The organism is Tumebacillus amylolyticus (assembly GCF_016722965.1).
GTDB classification, from domain to species: Bacteria; Bacillota; Bacilli; order Tumebacillales; family Tumebacillaceae; genus Tumebacillus; species Tumebacillus amylolyticus.
This window is the reverse complement of sequence record NZ_JAEQNB010000001.1, coordinates 479,334-504,014: the sequence shown is the minus strand read 5'-3', so window position 1 is coordinate 504,014 and position 24,681 is coordinate 479,334. Positions and strand designations below refer to the sequence as shown.

Genomic DNA, 24,681 nt, shown 5'->3' with positions numbered 1-24,681 from the left:
AAACACACTCCTCTCTCATGCTACCATCCTACTGTGAGAGTTTCCTACTTTGCAACTGGAAAAAAAAGCACCTGAACCGCGTGCGGTCAGGTGCTCTTTTGCTAAAAGTCGGTGTAGATGAAGCGCTCGCTCGGTCCTTCCGCGATCAGATAGACGGCGACGAGGAGCAACGCGAGCAAGACCCCTTTGGCAAACGCCTTGAACATGGATCAGACCCCCCACATGCGTTTTAAGAAAACGAAGGAGTTGTGCAACGTCGGAGAAGCGAAAAACACCCAGCCCAAGCAGACGAAGTGGAACGTCAGCGCCCAAGCTGCCACTTGACCCAGAGGTCGCGGGAGCCACGTCGACTTCGGACGGTACTTGCTCCAGACTTTGTTCACCGCTTGTCCGACGCCGTGCCACATCCCCCAGACGACGAACGTCCAGTTCGCTCCGTGCCAGAGACCGGAGATCGTCATGGCGAGGAACAGGAACAGGAGTCCCCGCGCAAATCCCTTGCGGTTGCCGCCCAGCGGAATGTAGAGATAATCGCGAATCCACGAGGACAGCGAGATGTGCCAGCGCCGCCAGAACTCGCCGAGACTCCGCGAGATGTACGGCCAGTTGAAGTTCTCCGGCAAGTGGTAGCCAAAGCATTGCGCCGCCCCGATGGCGACGTCGGAGTACGCGGAGAAATCGAGGTAGATCTTGAACGCATAGGCGTACATCGCCACCCAGAGCGCCGCAAGGGACGCAGAGCCCGGATCGGCGAAGATCGGCGCGAACAACGGGTTGAGCGAATCGGCGAGGGCGATTTTTTTGAACAGCCCGATGCCCATGCGGAACAGCCCTTGGTAGACATCTCCCGAGGTGAACGAGATGCGGTCTTTTTCAAACGACTGGATGCGCTTGATCGGACCCGCCACCAGCGACGGGAAGAAGAAAATAAACAGGAAAAACTCCCGCAGCGTGACGCGCTGGGCTTTGCCTTTGTAGACGTCGACGAGGTAATGGACGAACTCGAAGACGAAGAACGAGATCGCCAGCGGCACCGCCAGTTTTACGACCGGCAAGTTGCCCCCGAACCAGGTGTCAATCGTCGTGACCGCCATCTTCCAATACTTATAGTAGAAAAGCAACCCGACAGACAGCACGATGCCGAAGAGGAGCACGCGTTTTGACTTCGAACGGGAGAGAGAGTAGATGACGAGTGTCAGGACCAGCAGCAACACGAAATGCGGGACGCTGTCATACGCGTAGAACACGAACCCGGCGAGGATCATCACGAACGGACGTACTTTGGCCGGAGCGAGCGTATAGAGCAACAACGTGACGGCGAAAAAGACCAGGAATGTATACGTCGTGAAGATCATCGGCCCAAGACCCCCTTGGCTTTGATCTCGTCGGCCAATCGATCGGCGACGCGGGCGTTGCCCTCGCGAAGCATATGGTCATAGTCGCCAAAGAGGTTGGACGGAATCTCCCGGCTCAAGTCGAGGTACCACGAACTTCCACGGACCAATTTTTCACGCAGAAATTCTTGGTTGTCGTGCAGTTGCCCGAGCGAGAAAAACTGCCCGATCAACGACTCGTTCTGCGGCGCGAGGTAGTAGAGGACGTTGATGCCGTGCTCCTTGGCGTACTCTTGGAAGGCGATGAGCATCTTCACCGAATCGTTCTCTTCCTTCACAAGCAACCCTTTGCCGTAGATGCGCTCCATCGTGGCACGCTCTTGGTCCCCCCACGTCTTGCTCGTCCACGGAACCCCGATGATGTTCTCAGGAGTGGCCGTGTTTGCGGGAGGCTGTGCGGATGCCTTCGGAGGCGACAGCGCATCGACCGCATCGCGGACGTACTGCCTCGGTTGGAGGCCGAACAACTGCTTGTTGATCGCCGTCTGGTATTGGCCGATGTTCGTATCTTTGAGCCACGTTTTGAGAGTTTCCTCCACGCGGTTGTCGGCGAAAACGCCCTTGGGTACGTCCGGTTCGTACAGAAACTCCCGCTTGAGCGTCTTGTTGGCAAGCGCACCCTCTTGCAAGATGCGCTGCGAATAAAACACAACGTTCACATCGACGACGACGAGGTCGGGATGTGCGTCGGGTATCAATTTCAGCATCGCGTACAGGTCGGCAGGTCGAGCTCCCGGATACGCGAGGTTGGTGACGGAGGCATGGGGCATCTGCCGTTGCAAATTCTGCCGGAGAAAGTAGGGGATCGTCTCGTTCTGGTAGACGACCGAGCCGTACATCGTCGAGTCGCCCAGCGCGATGACTTTCGGAGACGGGGTGGCCCGAAGTTGTGCGACGGCGTTGTCCAGTTGGATGTTCTGTTCATAGAACGTGTCATCCAAAACCAACCGCTCCGTCTCCTTCGTCTCAGGCGCAAACGTGCCGGCCCACAAGTCCACGAGAAGCAAGGTGGAACAGAGACCCACGCACATCGCGAGTAATTTTTTCACAATACCACCTCATCGTTACAGTTGACACTCTTACCACTGTATCACACGACGATGTTCTCCGAAAACAAAAAAAGACCGCCCCCGGTACGGAGCGGTCGTGCATGATGAAAAGAGATCTTAAAATTCCGGTTCTAAGATAGATAAGGACGATACGGAAGAAGCTCCGAAGTTAGGCTCAGCTATGGACGCTTGGTTCTGTGCCTTTACCGTAACAAGGGAGAAAACAACTGCCAGAGCTACCACCAGAGAGAATACTACTTTTTTCAAAGATAAAGCCCCCTCACCCTGAGTCCTTCCTGCATGGAAGTCGTCATTTTTTGCATATAATCGCTCGCTTTGTCGAGCTCCCCACGCGAGTCGTATATGCTTACAATAAGAGCATAACACTTAGATACCTCACCAAGCAAGCCGAATTTTTCAAAAAGACCGACAGAACTTAACATATACTCTAATGACCGATCGTAATTTTGAAGTTCCTTGTATAGAATTCCCAAAGTTCTGTAAACGAAGGCGCGTTCACTGTGCTCGGCCGGGAGCAATTCCAAAGCTTTGAAACTCCACTTTTCCGTTTCTTGGTACTCTTTCATTCGGAGATTCAGGTTGCCCATCTCTCCATATGCATTGGCGATCAACTCTTCGTTGCCGACCGATTTAAATTCCTCGATACACTCTTCAAACACGTTTTGCGCTTCCGTGAAGTTCCCGAGTTCATATTGCATAATCCCGTAGTTCTGCTTGGCGCGATATTCTTGTACTCGATTGTTGACGCTTCGGAACATCGTGATCGCCGTGCGGGTCGTTTCCGCCGCTTGCTTGAAATCCTGCAGACGCCAGTAGGTGTTCGCAAGCCCTTGGTACGCTTGACCCAGCATGAACAGATTCGATGTACCTTGGAACATCTCGATCGCATTCTTGTAGTAAATGAGTGCAACGGATGCTTCTCCCAAGTAGGAAACGGTCAGCGCATAACGGCTGAGCAGGATCCCTCTGTCCTCGTTCGGCAAGTCGTTGACTTTGCTCAGTTCCTTGAGCGCTTGGTTCAGGTAGTGCTTTGCCAGCACGTAATTGTTGGAGTTCATCCTTGCCCAGCCGAGCTTCATGTACAGCTTCACAGCTTTCGAACGATCGCGCTCCAACGCAATTTCGTCAATCATACCCTCTAAAAGCTTGTTGGCTTTGTCGAACTCTTTAGCAAATACGTACGCGTCGGCGAGATCGAGTTTGATCTCTTCGGTGTGGTGTTCGTCGATGCCTTCGAGGCTTTCCAGCACTTGAATGGCTTTTTTATAATCATGAGAACCCATCAGAGACTTCGCCAATTTATAGCGGGTGTCTTCTTCGAGTTGATCTTGCATATCCATCAAAAACTCGTCAATCGGCACATTGAGCTTGCGCGAAATACCTTCGAGGAGTTTAAAGGAGGGGTTTGCTTTGTCCGACTCGATCTGAGAGATCATACTCGGGGTCACGAGGCCCTCCGCCAACTCCGTCTGCGTAATTCCTTTGCGCATGCGCCATTCCCTAATTTTCTGTCCGAGCGATTTATCCATGAACGTTTCCCCCCGAATCGATCTTCTTCTTTACAGAAAAGAGCGTCGCTTACTTAACGAATATCATATCTGATACTTACGTCTTTTGAAAGACGGGCATACATGATACAGCTACATTTTCGAAACATCTTCTCACTTTACAAGGGTGGGATTTTGATTCCCTCCCGAGCATTTGTAGATTTGACAAGGCTCAAGCCGTATCCAACCCCGATCGGCAGGAGCAAATAGAGGATTCCAACTGCCAGTTCCTTTCCATTTCCTCCAAACAAAAACGGCATCGCCATCTGCACGGCATCGAACGCCACATGGGCAAACAGCACCGTTTCAAACCCCCACCACAAGTAACAATACCCGATCAACAACCCGAACAGCGTCAATTCAATGAACCGCGTATAAACCGGATAGATCGGATACATGCTGTGCCCGAGTGCCCAAATCATCGCGGGCAACAGGCAGGCGAGGAATGAGCTCTTCCAGTACTTTTTGAAAAAAGTTACGCCAAACAGTCGGTAGGTGGTCTCTTCTTGAACGCCGGCGAGCCACGCCATCAACGGCATCAACAGCGGGAACCACATGTTCGACGGCGACATCGAGAAGTCGTTTTCAAACCAGACGCCAAAGACATGCTGGGCTACCCAGTAGAACAAGTTCTGCAACGTCAGCCAGATGAAGCACAACGCAAACCCGCGCCACATCGCGCGACGCAGACGGGTCCCCCACTCGGGATGGCGCCACGGTGTCCATAGCGTGAGGTCCACTTCCTTGACGAGCGCACCGCCGGTGAGAATCATCACATAGGAAGCCCCGCCCATCAGCACGGAGAGGATCGCCACGATGAGGATCACCACCACAAGTCCGATGCTGAGCGAGACGCCGGAACTCCCGGCTTCAAAGAACTTTTGTTGAAGCGTCGGCCATTCGTTGAGGTTGGAGAGGGCGAACAACCCTGTCACCACGAGACCGAGCCAGAGTGAAGACCACCAAGGTTTTTTTTGCTTGACCAAGAACAGAAAGATGAAGGCGAGCACGAACAACACGAACGTCAGCAGCAAGCTGAGCCCGGTCAAGACCATGCCGATTTTTTCTTGGGTGCTGTGCCAAGTTTGAAACTCCGTCGGCGTGAGGTAGGAATAGCTGACTTCGCTCACGGTGTCGCCTTTGACCTCAACGTGATAGAGAAGTTGCATGTCCCCGAGAGCAAACTCCGACGACGGGATCTGGTATTCAAAGGTATAGGTATGAATGAAATGATCATCCACCGTTCTCGTCTTAAGCGTCGGTGCCCCCTGTTCGACTCCCTGTGTCTGCAAAGCTTGTTGCGCTTTTTGCAACGCGCCTGCCTCGTCGGAGTCGTGTTCCACCGCCTGCCCCCCACGTTGCCAGGTCACGATCTGCCCGGTATCAGGGTCGATGCGGGTCACATACTTGTCGTGGCTCTGCTGCTTGTAGTACGTCACGGTCCAGTAGACGATCGGTTCCGCGCGGAGGCCTTCGAGATCGAACTTCTCCTGCAAACCGTACTTGCCGAGGTAGCCGTCTGCCAGTTGGTCGCTGTCCATCACCACGGTGGACTCATACGCGTGGAGGTCTACTCCTTGCTGTTTCCAAAAAGCAACCGCTTTCGCTTGCGCTCCCGCATGGTCCACGGCGTACGTTTGACGCACCGTTGGGTCGAACCAAGTCATGACGAGAAAGATAAGAAGTCCGACTATTCCGGCTATCCATAAATACCTGTCCTTTATACTTTTCCCGTTCCTCATCAACATTCCTCCCGAATTACTCTTCTTTCCAGTGTATACCACATGAAAGTTGCACATTCAAGCGCAAAAAAAGAGAAGCACCTCCGCCGGAGCGCTTCTCTTTTTCCTTATTTTGGATGATGATCGGAATTTTGACGGGTAAAGCTTTCTAGGCTTGGGTAGTCACGTTGACTTGGAAGGTCACGGTCGCGTCGTTGGTGCTCTTGCCGTCAGATGCTACCAAGGTGACTGTCGCGGTTCCGGGAGCGAGACCGCGGATGGTGAGGATGCCGGTGGTCTGGTCCAGTTGAATGTCCGCGTATTCGGAGCCGTCGTAGGTCAGCGTGTAGGCCAGCGCGTCACCGTCTTCGTCGCTGAACACTTGGTTCAGGTCGAAAGTCAGGTCCGGATCGCCAATCGTTTGGTTCTGCGTGTCGATCGTGTTGGCTACAGCCGGATCATGGTTGGCAGCAGGCGTCGGATCGGTAGCTGCCACATTGACATGGAACGTCATGGTGGCGTCGGTGCCGCCATGGCCGTCCGATGCGATCAGGGTGACAGTTGCCGTACCCGGTGCGACTCCGTGAATGTTGAGCACGTTGTTCTCCAAACTGACCGTCGCCACGCTGTCATCGGTGTACGGTGCCAGCGAATAGGACAGGATGTCTTCCGGATTTTCATCGACAAAATAGTTGTTGAGGTCGAACTGCTGATCATCGTCGCCAACTTTGGTGACGTAATCGGGAAGTTGGTTCACCATTTGCGGGTCTTGGTTCACAAAGGGCGGGTCCGGATTCACGGTAACCTTAAATGTCGTGAAGCCGGTCGCTCCACGGCTGTCGGTCGCCGTAACGGTGATCGTGACGACGCCCGGAGCATGCGGTTGCAGACGCACGCCAAGCGAGGCAACCATGACATCGCAGATCGACGGATCACTTGAAGTCGCCGAGTAAGTCAACGTATCGTCCGGCGTATCTTGGAAGGTAAATTGAATCGGGATACGCGGTATCGGGCCGCTTACTTCCAATACCTGATCTCGAATCGGCCAGACCACGTACGGAGCCACGTTGTCGACGAGCGTGTAGGTCGCCCAATCCGGCTTGACGTGTCCGAAGTTGTCGGCCATATACAAACGATAATCGCCGCTGGCGAGGCCGGCCGTCGGAATCTCGCCGGTCATGCCTTCACCTACACCGGTCACAGAGGTCACCGCTGCTTTGTGGTCTGCGACCAACGCTTCCAACCCCTCCGTGCTGAGCGGGTGCGCGTTGTTCGGAACCAGATAGACTTTGGAGTTTTTGTTGGCCGTTACATAGAATCCGTCCCCGATTACAATCTCATGGTTCCAGGTCGACGGGTCCATGTTGGCTTGTGTCCAAGCCAACAAGATTTCCGGGAGGAGATCTTCTTGGTTCGCGAACAGTCCTTGCGCAACATCGAGGAGCGCGTACAGGTCATCTTTGACGGAGTAGTCTGCATTGTCTACGAAAGTTTTTGCTTCGTTGAGCGACCCTTGGGTAATGTCACTTGCCAATGCCGTGTGGGTGTTGTCGGTGAACAGGGCTTCGACGACAGACGGAGCCAGTGCGCCGGATGCGTCGTACAGTTTGATCTCGGCATCGATCCAGTCGCCGTAGTTCGGGATCGCTTGGCCCGTGGTCATCGAAGTCAACGTGATCGTTTGGTCGAGGTCGAGGAGGAACGAGAGCGTTCCTTTGTCGGCCATCGTGACTTGCTCCACAGTCGGAATCATGCCGATCAGATCGAAGAAGTTCTCCTGCATTTCGAGGATGTAGAGCAGGTTCAGGTCGTCGATCAGGTTGTAGATGGCCATGTCCATATCGCTGAGGCCCACGATGCGTTTCATCGCCTCGACGTAGGCATGGCGAGCATCTGCTTCCGACATGCCGGACAGGGCGATCGATTGCGGGTCGAGCAGAACGTCGAACATGTCGAATACTTCGTAGAACTTCTCCATGTCGAAGTCGGCTGCGAGGTGGTCTTTGTCGAGGTCGCCGTTCGCGTCCGTCGCAAACAGCTTGTTCACTTTCAATTGCTCGACTTTGACCAACTTGTCGAGGCCCGGAAGTTCCGGCGTATACACGCCGTTGACCCGTGCCGCGCTGACCGCTTCTACGGCGGCGGTAATTTCGACGGAGATCGTGCCGAGGTTGTCGTACGTGATCTCCGATGCATCCGGCAATTGAGCCAGTGCTTGGACTGCGGAATCGCGGAACTGGTCGTGATTCACTTGGTTGATCAGTTGATCGACTTTTTCCAAGTCGGCTGCGAGGATGTCGAGGTTGGTGAGCGTGTATTTCGAATGGCGGGCATTAAATTCTGCGACCATCGTTTGCGCCCATTCGAGCTTTTCGTGAACTTGTCGGTAGTTTTCAATCGTGATGTTCTCCGGTTGCGGCAGGTCCTTCAAGGCCGTCATGGCTCTCAAATAGATATCGAAGTTAGAACCACGGCTATCATCACTGTTGCTATTGCCGTTGCTATTTCCAGTGTTGCTATTGCCGTTGCCGTTGCTATTTCCATTGCCATTTCCATTGTTGCCATTGTCGGTACCATGACCGTTATCGTTGCCGTGGCCCTTGCCGATTTGGTCTTTCGCTTTGTCGTAGTTCGCGAAGACATCGGAGAGTTGCGAGCCTTGGGGTACTTTTACATTTTGAACTTGGGTGCCCGGCAGCAGGGTGATCTTGGACGACTTGTCTTGCACGTTCAAGTTTTCGACCGAACCTTTGCCGTCGAGTTGGAGATTCTTGACGCCGGCGCCGACGGTGACGTTCGTCAGGGTGACATGTTCATCCGCTTCGAGGCGTGCGTCTGCGTTGACTTGAATTTGGTCAACCGTCGTGCCGTTTGCAGATTTGACGTGTACGTTTTGTTTGTTGATCTCCACCGCACCGAGCGTCGCGCCGTCGAACACGACCGTGTTCTCATCGCCGCCGTTGACGACCGTCTTGCCGCTGACTTTGACTTTGCTGGAGTAGAAGTCATGCTTCACGCCTTCGCCCACTTCAAAGTCCCCGTTCACGTTCAAGTTCAGCAGCGACACGTAGTCCGCCGAAACTTTTACATGGCCGTCAACCGTCGCGCCCCCTGCATCGAGCACGGCGTTGCCGCTGAATTCGGCAGACCCTGCCGCCGGCGCTTGGCCTTCGTGGACCAGTTCGAGGTAGGTGACTTTGGTGATCACTTTGTCTTTGATTTCAAAACGCATCTTCGCGTTCTTGAGAGCCGCCGAGTTCTTCACGTTGAAAAGCGGCTTCAGAGCGCCGGACACCTGATACGGCATGCCTTTGACGGTAACCGTGCTGTCCGCCACGATGTCGATCTTGGACGGAACTTTGTTCACATAGTTGACTGCCACTTGCGCCACTTCTTGACGCTGGGCGGTGTTTTTCGGGTTGAAGTTGGTGCCGTCGCCGTTCATCAGGCCCATCGACAGCGCCGCTTGTACGTACCCTTTTGCCCACGAGGAGACGTTTGCTTGGTCTGCCACCGTCAACTCGCCGTCTTGCGCGCTGCCTTGCCCTGCTTTGACCAACAGCACCGCCAACTCTTCACGGGTGATTACATCATCCGGACGGAACGTGCCGTTGCCATCGCCCAGCATCAGGCCGGCATTTTTTACAGCTTCAATATAGGACAAGCCCCAGTGTCCGGACGGAACGTCTGCAAACGAAGACGTCGTGGCCGCCGGAACCTCTACTTGCATCAAACGGGTCAGCAAAACCGCAAATTCAGCACGCGTAATCGTATCGGTCGGGCGGAAGCTACCCGTAGGGTCGCCGTTCATCAGTCCGAGGTCTTTTACTTGCACGATGGCATTCTGTGCCCACGAATCCGCTTTCTGCAGATCTGCGATCGTTCCCGTCGTCGGAGCAGCAAGCGCAGAGGTTGGTGCCAAGGCGGTCGTCAGGACAAGAGAAGCGGCAAGCCATTGGTTCAACTTTTTCACAGGTATAGATCCCCTCACCTAGTAGTCTCGTTTTCTATAGGGTACATCCTGGAGATGTTAGAATTCAACCACTTTTGAAAAAAAAGATCCAAACGCATTTAATGCGTTTGGATCTTCACTGTGTTTTCCGTGGAGTCAACCTTTACTTTCATCCATTTAAGAGCGTCGACGGACAAGTAACTCGTACCGTCGATCACGCGCAACGGATGTCCCGAGAGTTGGGTACCGTCCACCGTCACAACTCCGTCTGCAAGGCGCACCGTCGCTTGATGTCCTTGCAGGGTGAAGGTGACCTGATCTTGCTCCGCCACCCATGTCACAGGCGCTCCCAGCATCTCGACGGTGTAGCGAAGCGGGAGATAGACCTGTCCGTCCAACGTGAGAGGCGCCGGAATTGTGTTGTCCTTGGAATCGAACACCACCGATTGCTCGTGGTCAGGTTCCAGCACGCCGAGAGCTGCGTTCAAGAAGCTCTCCGGGCGCGTCATGCGCACATCGGGGGTCAAGCCGACATGATCCGGTGTGGTGCCGTCTGCGAGCATCCACTGGTCGATGGAGACTTTGATGTAACCGCCGTTGGGCAGTTCCACAGGTTCTTGCATCGTGCCTTTGCCGTACGAGGTTTCCCCCACCAACTTGGCGCGTCCGTTTTTTTGCAGAGCGCCTGCGAGAATTTCCGAGGCACTCGCCGAATGACGGTCGATCAGCACGGTGACCGGCAGTTGGTCGTCACCGGCTGCGTCCGCATCGAAGGAGACGATGTTCCCGTCCTCATGCATTTGCAGGATGATGCCCTTGGTCAGCAAGCTGTCGGCGATCTCCAGCGCGCTTTTGACCAAGCCGCCGCCGTTGCCGCGCAAGTCGAGCACGAGGCGCTTCGCTCCTTTTTCTTGCAGGTCGGAGAGGGCTTTGGCGTACTCTTGGGTTGTGCGGTCGCCAAAGGAATAGATACGGATATACCCGGTGCCGTTCCCGAGGTCTTTTTGCGCAACCATCGGCAGTTCAATCGCTTCACGAGTCAGCGTGACCGACTTCGGTGCCTCTGTGCCGCGCACGATCCGGAACGTCACCGTGGTGTTCGGCAAGCCGCGCAAGAGGTCTGCGAGCTGATCCAGCGTCGACGGAGCGGCGGCGGTGTCTCCCACCTGTACGATGCGGTCCCCGACTTGCAGACCGCCCTGCTCGGCAGGAGTACCGGCGTAGACTTCCTTCACCACCAAGGCTTGGCCGTCGTCGCTGTGTTCCAACAGAACACCGATGCCTGCATACGCCTGTTGGATCGCATCGACGAACTGCTGGTACTCCTGCGGCGTGAAGTAGTTGGTGAACGGATCGTTCAGTTCGTTGAGCATGCCGCTCACCGCCGCTTTCAACAGCTTCTCTTGGTCTGGATGTGTAAAATGATCGTCGACGAGCAACGAGTAGATTTTGGTCAATGTGTCGAGGTTCTTGGGATCGACTGCGGCAGAAGCCGAGCTTACAGGACTGAGCAACAGGGCTCCGGCGAGGACGGTCATCGTCCATTTGGTTTTCCAGCGCATGAAAAAACCCCCTTTGCGTACCAGAATTCGGTACGGCAAAGGGGGTTTCCTGCTGTCGTCTTACAGTCGGTTGAACTTGCGCATCATGTTCGCAACGACTTTGGCGGTTTCCGCGCGGGTGATGTTCGCCTGCGGTTCGAAGATGAGCAACGGTTTGCCCTTCGGATCGGAATTTGCAATCGTGCGTCCAATCATCAGCTTGTTCGAGTTGACAGCTTCAACTGCGGTACGAGCGTAGATCGAGATATCTCCGGAGTCGGTGTAGATCTTGTCGAGGTTTTTCTTGGAGATGTCGTAGTCCTTGCCGAGCTTCAAGTTCATCGCCAGCGCGATCATGACGGCCGCTTGTTCGCGGGTGACTTTCTCATCCGGTGCGAACTGGCGGGTACCGACACCGCGGACGATGCCTTTTTGACCTGCGGTCTCAATGTAACGCCAGTCCCAATACGGGGAGACGTTCACAGCGTGCGGCAAGTCGAGGAACAGGTAGTTGTTCGGGTCATAGTTCAGCGGCAGGTCGAGGGCTTTGACCATCATCTGCGCGAACTCACCGCGAGTGGTCGGCTCATACGCGCCGAATTCGCCGCCGTCCTTGGAGTTCATGATGCCGCGCGCATACAGCAGCTCCATGTCATCGCGGGCGAAGTCATGCGATTCGGTGTCGTCGAAGCCATACGTGTTCAGGAAGACTGCGTAGTACCCAAAGTCGTCCATGGAAGCGGAGATCGTGTGCGACTTGGTGTCGACTTTCCCTCCGATGTTCTCCCAGTTGGTGGTGCCGTTTTGGTCGAGCAGGCCGTAGTGCCAGATCGACAGGCGGTTCGCTGCAAAGTCGCGAACTGCGTCATCGTACTTGAGCGTGATCGTGCCGCGGTTGGTCGGTTTCAACCAAGACGTCGGCATGTTCCGGTTCAAGACGTTGTACTTGGAGAACGGCGTACCCGTTTGGTTATAGTTCATCTCTTCTCCGTAGTACGGCTGCATCCCGTTGACTTGCACGTAGCCCGGTTGCATCGAATCATAGAACCCGGAGTCCACCCAGAACAGGTTACTTGCGTAGCCGAAGTGTTGCTGAACGGACAATCGGGTCTTGAGGAACGGATCGGAGTTGATGTTCACCACTTGTCCCAGATGGTTGAAGGTCTTTTGCGTGCGACCGTCGACCTGATCGGCGATCCCAAACAGGAACTGTTGCTTGTCGAACAGTTCGATTTTGGTCGTGGTGTCGTTAAACGGCGTCAGCATCGTGCCTTTCGGGAACGAGACGCTGATTTTGTTGTTGAAGACTTTCATGTTCGTGTTGGAGGAAAGCGTTGCTTTGTATTGCGCGCCGATCGTGTCGGTGTTCGCATAGTTGACTTCGAACTGGTCGTTCGACTGCTGCGTCCCGCGCACGACGGAGTACTTGATGGTGTTGTTGCCCGCTTTCAGGCCGGTGACTTCGTACTTGTAGTACGTCTCCCCGTTCTCTACGTACTTCGTCATCTCGTTTTTGCCGATCAGAACTTTGTCAGCACCGTCCGCTTTGATGACGACCGGCACAAAGTTTTGGTTGACGACGCGCTCTTGCGGAAGCAGCGGCGAGAGAACTTGGTAAGGCGGGTTGCTGCGGATGATCGAGAGCGGCTTGAACGTGGTGATCGGGCCCTTGATCCCCTTGATGACGAACGAGTTCGTACCGAGGGTAAGCGGAATGCCCGTGATGCGGTAGTAGGTCGACGAGCCCGACAGACGCGGCTCGATGTCGATGGTCGTGCCGTTGATGATAAACGGAGCGGCCGGCGTCGTCGTGCCGTCGGCGTTGAACGTGATCGTGAAGAACTGAACGCCGTCCTTCATGATGACCGCTTTGTCCGCGTTGCCGACGGAGAACAGGATATCCGCCGATTTCTCGGTGGTGTCATAGGTGGAGTCGGTGCCGTTTTCCAGTACGAACTTACCTGTAGCGTCCGTCACGTTGCGCGAAGACGCTTGCGCAGGCGGCGGAACCGGAACCGGGAACGGCATCGCGATGTTCGGCGCGTCGTTGGTGAAGTAGTACACCGTCAGACGGGTGAGCACCGGAATGCCCTGTGCGGTGCCTTCGATTTTGATCTCATTGGCACCTTCGTTCAGAACGCCCGCCAACTGGTTCGGAGCGGCCGGATCGGCGTTCACGACGGTGAAACGGTTCGTGGAGGTGTTGATGGTGGCATGCTTGACTTGACCGTTCACGGTGACTTTGATGTTCTGCTTCTCCGTGTTGTCCACGAAGTTGAACAGTTTCCCGCTGAAGTCCGGCAAATCGGTCAGCGTATAGTTGTCCCCGTCGTAGATGCCGTAGACGGCGATCGACGGAATCGGGGTGTACTTGATTTGGATCGGAGAATAGTTGTCCGTATTGCCCGAATCGGTGATCGAGAAATTCAAGTTCATGTCGCCGACGAACGGCAATTTGAGGATCTTGATTTCCCGCGAGCCGGCACCCGGTGTGTCGTCGGACGCCACGATGGTGTAATCGGTGCCGTTGACGAGGGTGACGGTGTTGCCGTTTTGGGTGACGGACACTTGCGGAGTGAAAGCACCTGCGTTGTTCTGTGCGTTGATTTGCGCATAGATCGGCAACGTGGAGATCGCCGAGGAGAAGTACCCCGGGGTTCCGCCGGTGTCGGTCGTTTCATCGACGCCGAAAATCTGTTTGACGTTGGAAATCGAGGCTTTGGATGAGTCTTTGTACACGAACGGGATCGTCGAAATCAGCGGTTTCTGCTGGTTGGACCCGTCGTAATACTTGCCGGTCAACGTGAACGTATACGTACCGTTGGTCGAGATCGGCCAACCGGCCGTTGCCGTGACGCCGGAGAGATCGATGAAGAACGTGTAGATCTTGTGTCCTTTTGTGTCATCGACCGGCGGGTTGACGATGTTCACTTTCCCCACAAGCTGCGGGTCTGCCGTCGAGATGGCAAACACACCGGCAGAATCGCGAGAGAGAGCGACCGTATCGAATTGCAACTGCGGATCGATGCCGCCGTTGGACGGAACGGAAACCTGTGCCTTGATCCCTCTCGGAAGGCCGGTCGAGGAAGAGATGACGCTGCCTCCGTCGATCTGCACAGCATCGTTGGCCGTGTTGTTCATGTCCGATTGCATGTAGACGTTGTACAGGGCGCCCGGACCATTCAAGAAGATGATCTTGCGCTGGATGGTGTACTGACGAGTGTCAGACTTCGCCACGAACGTCAGCGTGTTCAATCCAGGCGTGAGAGCATAGTTCGAAAGGGAGAAACTATTCGTGCCATACTTGTTTGCGTTGGTGCCGTTGACGGTAACCGACTGGGCGTTGGAAGTGGAGATCAAGAAGAACTGTTGCGCTTGATCCACGAACGGGATCGTGGAGTCGTTGAGCTTCTCGGCCCCGTTGAGCGAGATGTCCAAGATAACCGGCGCATTGTCATAGTAGATGTAACAAATGCCTTCAACACCACTAGGAGTTGCGATGGTGATTTTGTTCATCCCGACAAATAAAGCAATGTTCTGAAGCGAAAATTCTTGGTTGGAAGGGCCGGAGATCACCGGAGTCGCAGTTTGCACGACTTTGGGAGTTCCTTTGTCCACCCAGTTGTTGCCCGCATCCAGCACTTGCTGCTGAACTTTGTACGACAGGTTCGTCGGAACAGTTTGTGAAAACTGCCCGTGGAACTGGTCGATCACGGCAACGTTGACCGGATTGTTCATGGCTTCCGTAGGGGTCTTACCGAAGGCAGGGAACGTGAAATATTGCGAGCTGGCCGCTTGCGCCGGGAAAACGGGAATCAAGGTGAGCAACATCACCAGCGCAACGAGCACGCTCAGCAAACGACTTTGTCTGCGAGCCACCCAAATGTCCTCCTCTGCAGGTATTTTCTGAGTAGCGTACACTTTCGACAGGTTCGGACACAAGTCCTGCCGAATGATGTAAATTGGAAACAAAATACTACCTCGTTCGACCCCCACAAACAAAAAACGACCCCCCGTCGCATGCGCCGGGGGTCGTTTTTTTATTGAATCAGGTTGAGCACGAAGGATTTGAGTTCTTCCAGTTTTTCCATTGCGACTGTCCGGTTGTCGGCGACGGCGCTGAAGTAGAACTTGATCTTGGGCTCGGTGCCGGACGGGCGGATCGCCACCCAGGAACCGTCGGTCAGCACGTACTTGAGGACGTTGGCTTTGGGCAGCCCTTCGATGCCTTGCGCGTAGTCCTTGGCGGCTTCCACTTGCAGGCTCCCCATCGCGGTCAACGGCGTGCGGCGCAAGTCTTCCATCATCTGGGCGATTTTTTCTTGGCCTTCCTTGCCTTTGAAGGTGAACGAAAGCAGATCTTCGAGGTAGGTTCCGTACGTTTCGTATACCTCGTGCAGCACTTGGGAGAGCGTCTTGCCTTGACCCTTGTAATACGCCGCCATCTCCGCGGCCATCATCGCCGCTTGCACGGCGTCTTTGTCGCGCACGAAGTCGCCGATCAGGTAGCCGTAGCTCTCTTCGTAGCCGAACAGGAACGTGTGGGCTCCCGTCTCTTCGTACTCTTTGATTTTTTCGCCGATGAATTTGAAGCCGGTCAGGACGTCGACGGTGGTGACGCCGTTTTTCTCGGCGATGGCGCGGCCGAGGTTCGATGTGACGATCGTTTTGAGCATCACACCGTTAGCGGGAAGCGTGCCGTTTGCTTTGCGCTGTTCGAGGATGTAGTGCAGCAGCAGAGCTCCGGTCTGGTTGCCGTTGAGAACCATGAACTCACCGCCGGCATCGCGCACGACCACCCCGACGCGGTCTGCATCGGGATCGGTGCCGAGGATAACGTCGGCGTCCACTTCCTCCGCCAGTTTCATCGCCAACGTGAACGCTTGGCGTTCCTCGGGGTTCGGCGACTTCACGGTGGAGAAGTTCGGGTCCGGGAGCTCTTGCTCCGGCACGACGTGGACATGGCGGAATCCGAGTGCTTCCAACACGCGGCGCACCGGTTTGTTGCCGGTGCCGTGCAGCGGAGTGAACACGATCCGCACTTCATCGGACACAGCGCGAATGAGTTCAGGTTGCAGAGACAGGCCGACGAGTCGTTCGGTGTAGAGCTCGTCAATCTCGTCGCCAAGCATCGTGATCAAGCCCCGTGCGATGCCTTCTTCGAGTGAGAGAGCTTGCAACACCAACTCGTCCTCTACTTTGTCGATCTCCGCCAGAATCTGATCGGCGGCATGCGGCGGCAGTTGTCCGCCGTCCTCGCCGTAGACTTTGTAGCCGTTGTACTCCGGCGGGTTGTGGCTCGCCGTGACGACGATGCCGCCCGCCGCTCCGAGATGACGCACGGCAAACGACAGTTCCGGCGTCGGGCGCAGTTCTTGGAACAAGTACGCGCGCACGCCGTGGTTCGCCAGTACCCCCGCGGCCTCCGCAGCGAATTCCGGGGACATGTGGCGAGAATCGTAGGCGATGACGACCCCTTTGTTCTGTGCGCCTTCAACGTGTTGAACGAGATAGCGAGCGAGACCTTCGGTGACGCGGCGCACCGTATACGTGTTCATCCGGTTCGTCCCCGCGCCGATGACGCCGCGCAGACCTCCGGTGCCGAATTCGAGATGACGGTAGAAGCGGTCTTCGATGTCTTTCTCCTCCGACAGACCTTGCAGTTCTTGCAACAGATGCGGTTCGAGCGCTTGATGATGCAGCCAACGTTGATATTCGGACTGATACCCTTTCAAACGAAACCCCTCCTGATTCCTTCACCGATCTACTGGGTTGTGCTATTCAACCCTTTTCGTCGTCACCTATATCTATTCCTTTGCCAAGTATCTATACCAACGCAAAAAGCCTCCCCACCTGCTTGGTGGGAAGGCTTTTTGATGTCTTAGACCATGTCCACGCGGAAGGTGGTCAGGTCTGCGAGCGCCGACGGCTTGAGCGACGTTTCGCCCGGCCAGTAGAATGTGTGGAGTCTCGCTTCCCCGAACTTAATCGGTTGCATGTCCAGTTCGAACAGATGCGAGGCAAGCTTCTCTCCGAGTGCATCATAGAGAGAGAGCGGGATCACTTGCAAACTCAAATTATCGCCGACAGACACGGCATTGCGGATGAAAACGTGAGCAAACCACCCACCGTGGTGCGGACCTGCTTCATACGCTTGGAAATCGAACTGTCCGATCAAGAGCGGAGGGCATTTGGCCAAGAACTGCTCAAATTGCTGGATCTCTAAAATGCTGTACTCGCCCTTCTGTTTCTGCGTTACGTCCAAGAACACTTGGTTGAGCACCGTTGCAGTAGTCGGGATCGATCTCTCATCAAGTTCCTCACGCACAGGTTCTTGCTCCTCAACTGCGGTCACCGGCTTACGTCCGAACAAACGACTGAAAAAACCACTCACACCGATACACCTCCTTCTCAGAAGAGTATACCGCAGGCCGCACAAACTTAGCAAAACGCAAAAAAGGAGCCCCCGAAGGGACTCCTTTCTCGGATTATCGTAATTAAGCTTTAACGATAACTTTGAAGGTGATGATTTTGCCGTTGTTGGTGATAGCCGTTACGTTGAAGGTATCGCCAGCAGCGATCGTATCAATGGTATGAGCAACACCAGCAGAGTTAACGATGTTGGTTACCAGTACGTTTTGGGTAGTGAAGGTGTTGTTAGCGGAGATGTCGATGCCGTATTGGTCAACAACGTCTACTGCTGCGTTTACGAAGGTATCTACGAGAGCTTTAGTGGTCTTAGTAGCCACAGCATCATAGATAGCTGCGTAGCTAACGGTTGCAACGCCGTCAGATACCATTACATCGTCGGTCAAGGACAGCGTGTTAGCGACAGCCGGAGCCGTGGAGACAACAAGGTTTTTCACGATGGTCTGCGGGCCGGTTGCGCCTTCTACGGTTACGATAACCGGAACAGTACCTTCCTTGGTGGTAGCGTCAACAACCGTGCCATCGGAGTGAATCGTGTTGGTGTCAGCATCCGTGTAAGCGGTGCCAGCATCGTTGGTGCGAACGGTGTAGTAAGAGCTCGGAACTACAACCTTGGAACCATCAGCCAGTACGCCGGATACCTTAACTGCTACATCGTGAGGAGCATCGTTTGCGAGCAGCTTGGAGAAGTCAGCCAGCTCGTAAGATTTGATGTCTGCTTTTTCCACGACGGTGGAAGTGGAGGTGAAGCCGGAGTTAGCTACCGGAGCAGCTACACCGCCGGTAACTTTGAGCAGGGTGAAGGTAAGGGTCGAAGAACCTTTTACCAGACCGTGGAAGGTGGTGAAATCAATACCCGAGGTGAAGGTGGTCGCGCCATCAACTTTAGCAGAATCCGAGGATTCGATCTTCAGTTGGTAGTTGCCTTCAGCAGCACCGAGTTGCGCAGCCAACTTGGAGTTGTCGTAGGTGCGACCGTACTGGTCAGCAAGTACAACGTTATCCAAGGTCAGTTTGGAAGCGCCGTCTTTTGCAAAGTTGGTGTTGATGTTTTTCAGACCCGTGATAACGGTCGGAACAGCGGTTTTTTGGTACGCTACGTTAACGAATGCGCTCTTCGCTTTCGAAGTGATCGCGGAGATTACAGCGTGGCCTGCATTTGCATCAGCCGGCAGGGTCAACTTCAGTTCAGCTTTACCGGTAACATAGTTCGGAACGAAAGCAACCGTACCAACGGTAGAGGTGAAGGTAACGCCGTTTTGAAGGACGTTAACATCGGTGGTTTCTGCACCGAATTGGTCAACAGCGGTGTACGGGATGGTTACCGTTTCACCAGCAACAGCCAAGTCCGGAGCGGTCATGGAGAGGGTATCAACAGCAACGGTTTCCTTAACGTTTACATCGTAGGAAGCCAATTTGCCGGTGGTGCGGGATACGATGGTGACTTTAGCTGCACCAGCGCGAGCGGTAAGTGCACCGTTACCGTTCATCAGTTGGAGACCAACTGCTTTGGTACCATCAGCCAAGGTGATGTCTTTGAAAGCACCGATGGTAACGATGGAAGAGTCGGATACGGTAACAAGAACGTCGTTTGCGATCTTGCCTGCAGCAACAGCGTTGCCGTATTGGTCCTTCGCAGATACGACGAGGTCGAACTCATCGGTTGCCAGGTTGGTAGCTGCGCTCAGGGTCTTCGCGTTCGTGTTGAACAGGTCAGAGATCGTAACTTCGCTTACGGAAGACTTGTCAGATACAGTTACTGCCTTCGAAACAAAGGTACCGGTGGTCGGATCAAGTACAGCGATGGTAATTTTGTCGCCGACTTTGTAACCAGCATCGGTCAGCGAGGTGACGGTGTAAGCGCCATCGCTATCGGTATCTGCACCAGTACCGTTACCAACGGTGAACTTCACGCCGGTGCCGAGGGTGGTGGTTACATCTTCGCCGTATTGGTTAGAAACGGTGTAAGCAACGTTTACAACTTTGCTTGCATCAGCCGGAACGCCGGTCAAGATTGCATTGTCGTTGATGTCGACTTTTGCAACTTTTTGATCTTCAGCGGTGAAGGTCTTGGAAACTGCGTTCGCCAGGCCGTTTGCAGCTACGGTGTAGTCGCCAGCGGTCAGGTTGGAAGACAGGGTCAAGGTTGCAACTTTCTTAGCGTCATCGAAAGCAACCGAAGCAACGTTGATTGCGATGGAGCCTTTCTTAACGGAGAAGGAAGCTTTGGTGGTGTCAACTGCGGAGTTGAAGGTCACGGAGATCTTCTTAGCGCCAGCAGCTGCTACGGTAGCATCCAGTTTGTCCGGGGTGGTCACTTCTACGGTTTTGCCGCCGAAGGTTACGGAGTAGGTGGTTGCACCAGCAAGAGCGTCGGTTTTAACGGTAGCGGACTTCTTGTCAGCGGACAGGGTTACAGCGGAAACTGCAACTGCTTTGCCGTCAGCTTTGGAAGCGACCGTAACGTCAGCAGCCTTGATGTCAGCAACTTCTTTGGAGAAGTTGATCGTCAGGGTGTTAGCGTCGGTGTAGGTTACGCCAGCGAAGACGTTGTTTGCAACTTTGTCAGCTGCAGTCATCCAGCGGGTAGCCAAGGAAGCAACTTGCTCACGGGTAGCGGTGCCTTTCGGATCGAAAGCGCCGTTAGAGCCGGAGATGTAACCAAGGTCGAATGCTGCGCCTACTGCGTCTTTCGCGTAGTCGGAGATGGAAGCAGCATCAGAGAAGTTCAGCTTGGAAGCTTGACCGGTAACAACGTCGGAACCAGCAACCAGGTTGAGAGCGCGGCCGAAGAATACAGCCATGTCTTCGCGGGTCAGGTTAGCGCCTTCGCCGAAGGTGCCGTTGCCTTGACCTTTGATCAGACCAGCTTTTACGCAAGCTTCAACAGCTGCGTACGCGTAGTGGTCAGCCGGGATGTCGGAGAAGGTTGCGGTTGCCGGAGCAGCCGAGGTGTCGAGTTTCAGAGCTTTTGCGAGAACGATCGCGAAGTCTTGGCGCTCGATCAGGCCGGTCGGGTTGAATTGGCCGCCGCCTACACCATTGAGGATACCAGCATCAGCGAGTTGGATGATCGCGTCTTTCGCGAAAGAACCGTCGATGTCGGAGAAGTTGGTACCAGCGAATGCTGCCGGTGCTACGAGTGCGGATGCAACTGCGGATGCAGCTACAGTTGCGGTGAGCTTCTTGCTTTTAGTCACAGAGTCTTCCTCCTTCTGATTGCGAGTCTTGATCACTGTCGATTCGAACCTCTGCAACAGTTCAGAAAGTTCGGCGTACACCGTCGAGACCCTCTTAAAGAAAAATTGTATAGACCCTTGAGGATATATGCTCCTGTCGAATCGGCTCGATGCGACAGGCTGGCTAGCAGTTTGTGGTCTTGGTGGCGCCAAGACCACTCCCCGGCGAAGCTCTCATGACAGCTTCACGGCGGTTGAGTTTCTCAAGGGCTCGAGCCTATGTCTGTACTATAGCAAACTGCGAAAAGTTTGTCACTAGCTAGGAGACAAAAAGTAGCCCACTAGATTCTGTAAGTGTGACCAATTTGAAACATACAGAATATTCGACAGTCTTCACGCGCAGCCGCTATAGGCGTCCCGCCCGACTTTACAGAGCGATCAATTATAGATTGTAGAGCAGGACTCATCTTTTTGACAACTACTTTTTTCCATGGGTATGAAAAAGCCCCTACTCAACCTATGTGAGCAGGGGCTGCTTCATTCCGTTTGTCGAAAACTTAAAGCAGATTCTTGTATACTTCTGTCGTCTCGCGGACCAGTCTGGAGATCGCAAAACGCCGGAAGACCATCTCTTGACCCGCCTCGGCGAGACGTCTGCGAAGCTCCGTGTTCTTGACGAGGAGACACACCGCTTCTGCAAGTGCGTTCGGATTCGCCGAAGGGACCAACAAACCGTCCTCACCGTCCGTGATCACTTCCGGTGTTCCGCCGACGGCCGTCGCAATCATTGGGACGCCGACCGCCAACGCTTCGAGGATCGCCACGCTCAAACCTTCCGAGAGCGACGGCAACACGAACACGTCCAACTGCGGCAAGAGATCGGGCACATCCTTGCGGAACCCGAGGAACTTGACGTAGGAGTCGATGCCCAATTCCTTCGCCTCGCGCTCCAACTCCGCATGCAAGTCGCCGTCGCCAAACCACGGGAACACGACGTCTTGACGCTCTTGCACGATCTTCTGAATCGCTTTGAGCAGGTACGTATGCCCCTTGACCGGATGCAAGCGGGCGACGGTGCCGACGATGGTGACGTCCTCGCCCACCCCGATCAACTCGCGCAGGTCGGTCACCGGATGATGCTCTTGCGGCTCTTCCGGCAACTCCAGCGCGTTGTGGATGACGCTCAGCTTGTCTTTGGGCATGCCGACTTTGATCAAGTCTCGCTTCATTGCTTCCGAGACGACGATGAAGTGGTCGACGTAGGGCCACGTCTTCTGTTCCGCAGCGCCGAAGATCATGCGCTTCCATGCCACCGGATAGTCGAGCGACATGATGCTGTGAACCGTGGTGACCGATTTCGCAGGAAAGCCCTCGGCCCGGTTCGCCAGCCGTCCAATCAAGTTGGCGCGCACACCATGCGTATGGATGACGTGCGGCCGCCAATCGCGAATCAGGTCGCGCAGAGGGTTCAAACCGCCGAGATTCTTCGAGTCGCTTTTGAGGACGGTCGTCGGGATGCCCAGCGCCCGCTCTCTGGCGGAGAACTCCTCTTCATAAAAGACGGCGACCTGCGGATGAAATTCATGAGCGTCCAAGTGGCTGACGAGTCCGAGCAAGTGCTGTTCCGCCCCGCCGAACTCGCCGCCTCCGATCAGATAGAGGACGCGGATGGGTGCTTCCACCATGGGTTTACCGCCTGCCTTTATGCGTTTGCCTTCTCGCGCGCCATGCGAACCCCGACATAGAGGATCGCAATCAGCACCCAGAAGTGCGTGGTAACGTTCAAGTCTTCAATAATGGCTGCCGTGACGTTCTCAACGATCATCCCGAACAGCGCCGCGGTGATCCCGGCATTGAGCGCGTACAAGTACGTGCCTTTTTGCTTGGAACCGAACACCGACTTCGCCCCGTTGATGACCGGAGCGAACAGCATCGCGAGGTAGGTGAGCAACCCGACAATGCCCGTCTCCGCCAGCAATTTTACATACTGGTTGTCAATCCACGTCGCCCCCGGCATGTTGTGACGGGTGGCAACCGAGTCCCCCGCGGTTCCGATCCCGGTCCCGAACACAGGGTTTTTCAGCCAGATCTTGATCGCACGTCCCCAGAATTCCACACGGCCTTTGTTCGCAGACTTCGCGAGGTACTCCGGTGTGAAGGCGAGCGTCAAGCGCGACACAACATCGTGTGCGACGAACGGAGCCGCGACGAGACCGAGGATGCCGATCCCCGCCAGCCATTTGTTGCGGGTGATGACCGTGTAGAGCGCCATGCCGGCCACAAACCCGATCCAAGCCCCGCGCGAATAGGTCATGACCATCGTGTACATGAGGAACAACGCCACGATGCCGTAGAGCGAGCGTTTCAGCCAGTCCTTGGCGTGAATCGCCAGCGACAACGCAATCGGCGTAATCAACACCATGTACCCGCCGAGCGCATTCGGGTTGCCGATCGTGGAGAAGACGCGCAGTTTAATGTTGGATTCCTGCTCCGAGTACACCCAACTCTTCGGCGATTCCACCCCGGAGAGTTTTTGGTAGATGCCGTAGCACGCCACGAGGAACGCCGCGATGATCATCGCGTTGATCATATCCTTGATCGTGTCTTCGTCATCAAGCAGTGCATTCAGCACGAAAAAGTACAGCGAGGCTTCGAGCAGCGTCCGGATGCCGTCTACAAACGTGGAGAGGTCCAGATGAACCGGAACCCACGTATACGGCTTCGGTGCGATGCGCAAGGTCTCCGGGTCGAACACCCAGTTGTAGACCCCCGAGAGCACCGCCGCGATCGCGACGAATAGGATTAGTTTGTGCATCCGGGACGACTTCCAATCGAAGCGGCCCTCTGCTTTGGATTTCATGTAAAACGCGATGTACAGCAGGAGGATGATCAATTCCTTCCATGCCGGGACCAGCGAACCGATGACCGGAATGTGGCCAATCGTGTCACGCAGGATGTAGTTCACCATCGAGAAGAAGGAGAGGGTGAGCAACAAATAATACGTCCAGTCGCGAGTGCGGGACTTCTGCAAGGCGACTCCCATTATTGATTTCCTCCCTTCTTCTTGGCATTGGCGTCCGTCTTGGTTTCCGGACGGTTCTCACGCAATGCCTTTGCAAAAAGACTCGCCACCGTTGCACGGGAGGCGTTCTCATTCGGGCGGAAGGTGTTGTCTTCGTACCCTTTGGCATACTTGTTCGTAAGCATCGTGGAGATCGCTGGCTCGTACAAGTTGCCTCCGATGTCGTTCACAGGCTGTATGCCGTCGATCAAGGTGGAATACTGCAAGTGGAGCGATTGAACGACGCCCTGCGACAACTCCCCGCGGGTGACCGGCTTGTCCGGTTGGAACTTGCCTTGTGCCACATCCTTGAACGGGATCAAGTTGCGCTTCTCCGCTTCTGCAAGCACCGGAATCGACCAATGCCCGGACGGGATGTCGGTGTACTTCACCGTCGCCGTCTGGTCCAGTTTGGCCAGATCGGCACCGTCGACGCGCAGCATCAACGCCACCAACTCGGCGCGCGTCATCACCGCTTCCGGATAGAAGTTGAAGACCGTCTCATCACGGCCCTTCATAAGGCCCTGGTCGTACATGTACTCAATGTCGTAGGCCGCCCAATGAGATTGGTCGACGTCTTGGAAAACCGTCGTCCCCGTCTTGAACGGAAGCTGGTAGAACACGCTGATCGTAGCGAAATAGAGGACCACGACCACTGAAGTGAACCAGATGAATTTTTTATTCCGCATGAGATTCCTCCATCTTTATCTGCTCCTGTAGCAAAATACCTTACTTATTGTAAGACTCGTGGAAGGACACGTCAATTCAACTGTCGTAACAAAAGGGT

At 54.9% G+C, this 24,681-nt stretch carries 14 protein-coding genes; all 14 read right to left on the bottom strand.

Annotated elements, in window-relative coordinates; genetic code table 11:
- Positions 1 to 209: 209 nt before the first annotated feature.
- The 14 genes from JJB07_RS02370 to JJB07_RS02310 all read right to left on the bottom strand — a co-directional run bounded on the left by JJB07_RS02370 (position 210) and on the right by JJB07_RS02310 (position 24,583).
- Positions 210 to 1,355: an MBOAT family O-acyltransferase gene (locus JJB07_RS02370; RefSeq protein ID WP_201630786.1), complete on the bottom strand. Its 1,146-nt coding sequence runs from the start codon at positions 1,353 to 1,355 to the stop codon at positions 210 to 212.
- Positions 1,352 to 2,443: an SGNH/GDSL hydrolase family protein gene (locus JJB07_RS02365; RefSeq protein WP_201630785.1), complete on the bottom strand. Its 1,092-nt coding sequence runs from the start codon at positions 2,441 to 2,443 to the stop codon at positions 1,352 to 1,354. Before JJB07_RS02365 ends, JJB07_RS02370 begins: the two co-directional genes overlap by 4 nt.
- A 117-nt stretch (positions 2,444 to 2,560) precedes the next feature.
- On the bottom strand, positions 2,561 to 2,710 hold the full coding sequence (locus tag JJB07_RS23880; RefSeq protein WP_236587566.1) for a hypothetical protein: 150 nt from the start codon (positions 2,708 to 2,710) through the stop codon (positions 2,561 to 2,563).
- Entirely contained in the window at positions 2,707 to 3,993 is a 1,287-nt protein-coding gene (locus tag JJB07_RS02360; RefSeq protein WP_201630784.1) for a helix-turn-helix domain-containing protein, read from the bottom strand. Before JJB07_RS02360 ends, JJB07_RS23880 begins: the two co-directional genes overlap by 4 nt.
- Before the next feature lie 137 nt (positions 3,994 to 4,130).
- Entirely contained in the window at positions 4,131 to 5,753 is a 1,623-nt protein-coding gene (locus JJB07_RS02355) for a CPBP family intramembrane glutamic endopeptidase (protein WP_201630783.1), read from the bottom strand.
- A 148-nt stretch (positions 5,754 to 5,901) separates the two neighbouring features.
- Positions 5,902 to 9,705, bottom strand: coding sequence for an S-layer homology domain-containing protein (locus tag JJB07_RS02350; RefSeq protein WP_201630782.1), 3,804 nt, complete (start codon positions 9,703 to 9,705; stop codon positions 5,902 to 5,904).
- Between the two features lie 98 nt (positions 9,706 to 9,803).
- Positions 9,804 to 11,246 carry a S41 family peptidase gene (locus JJB07_RS02345; RefSeq protein ID WP_201630781.1) on the bottom strand — a complete coding sequence of 481 codons (1,443 nt, stop codon included), beginning with the start codon at positions 11,244 to 11,246 and terminating at the stop codon, positions 9,804 to 9,806.
- A 60-nt stretch (positions 11,247 to 11,306) separates the two neighbouring features.
- Entirely contained in the window at positions 11,307 to 15,104 is a 3,798-nt protein-coding gene (locus tag JJB07_RS24340) for an S-layer homology domain-containing protein (protein ID WP_201630779.1), read from the bottom strand.
- Between the two features lie 161 nt (positions 15,105 to 15,265).
- Positions 15,266 to 16,960, bottom strand: coding sequence for a phospho-sugar mutase (locus tag JJB07_RS02335; RefSeq protein WP_201630777.1), 1,695 nt, complete (start codon positions 16,958 to 16,960; stop codon positions 15,266 to 15,268).
- 146 nt (positions 16,961 to 17,106) lie between these two features.
- The gene (locus tag JJB07_RS23870; RefSeq protein ID WP_201630775.1) at positions 17,107 to 17,619 is read right to left on the bottom strand and encodes an SLAP domain-containing protein; all 513 of its coding nucleotides are present in this window, start codon (positions 17,617 to 17,619) and stop codon (positions 17,107 to 17,109) included.
- Positions 17,620 to 17,722: 103 nt separating this feature from the next.
- Positions 17,723 to 20,854 (bottom strand): S-layer homology domain-containing protein, encoded by a 3,132-nt coding sequence (locus JJB07_RS02325; protein WP_201630773.1) that lies wholly within the window; start codon positions 20,852 to 20,854, stop codon positions 17,723 to 17,725.
- A gap of 536 nt (positions 20,855 to 21,390) precedes the next feature.
- Complete coding sequence (locus tag JJB07_RS02320) at positions 21,391 to 22,518, bottom strand: glycosyltransferase (protein WP_201630771.1); 1,128 nt, start codon at positions 22,516 to 22,518, stop codon at positions 21,391 to 21,393.
- A gap of 17 nt (positions 22,519 to 22,535) precedes the next feature.
- Positions 22,536 to 23,876: an O-antigen ligase family protein gene (locus JJB07_RS02315; RefSeq protein ID WP_201630769.1), complete on the bottom strand. Its 1,341-nt coding sequence runs from the start codon at positions 23,874 to 23,876 to the stop codon at positions 22,536 to 22,538.
- Entirely contained in the window at positions 23,876 to 24,583 is a 708-nt protein-coding gene (locus JJB07_RS02310; protein WP_201630767.1) for an S-layer homology domain-containing protein, read from the bottom strand. The genes JJB07_RS02315 and JJB07_RS02310 overlap by 1 nt, the downstream gene beginning before the upstream one ends.
- Positions 24,584 to 24,681 lie beyond the last annotated feature (98 nt).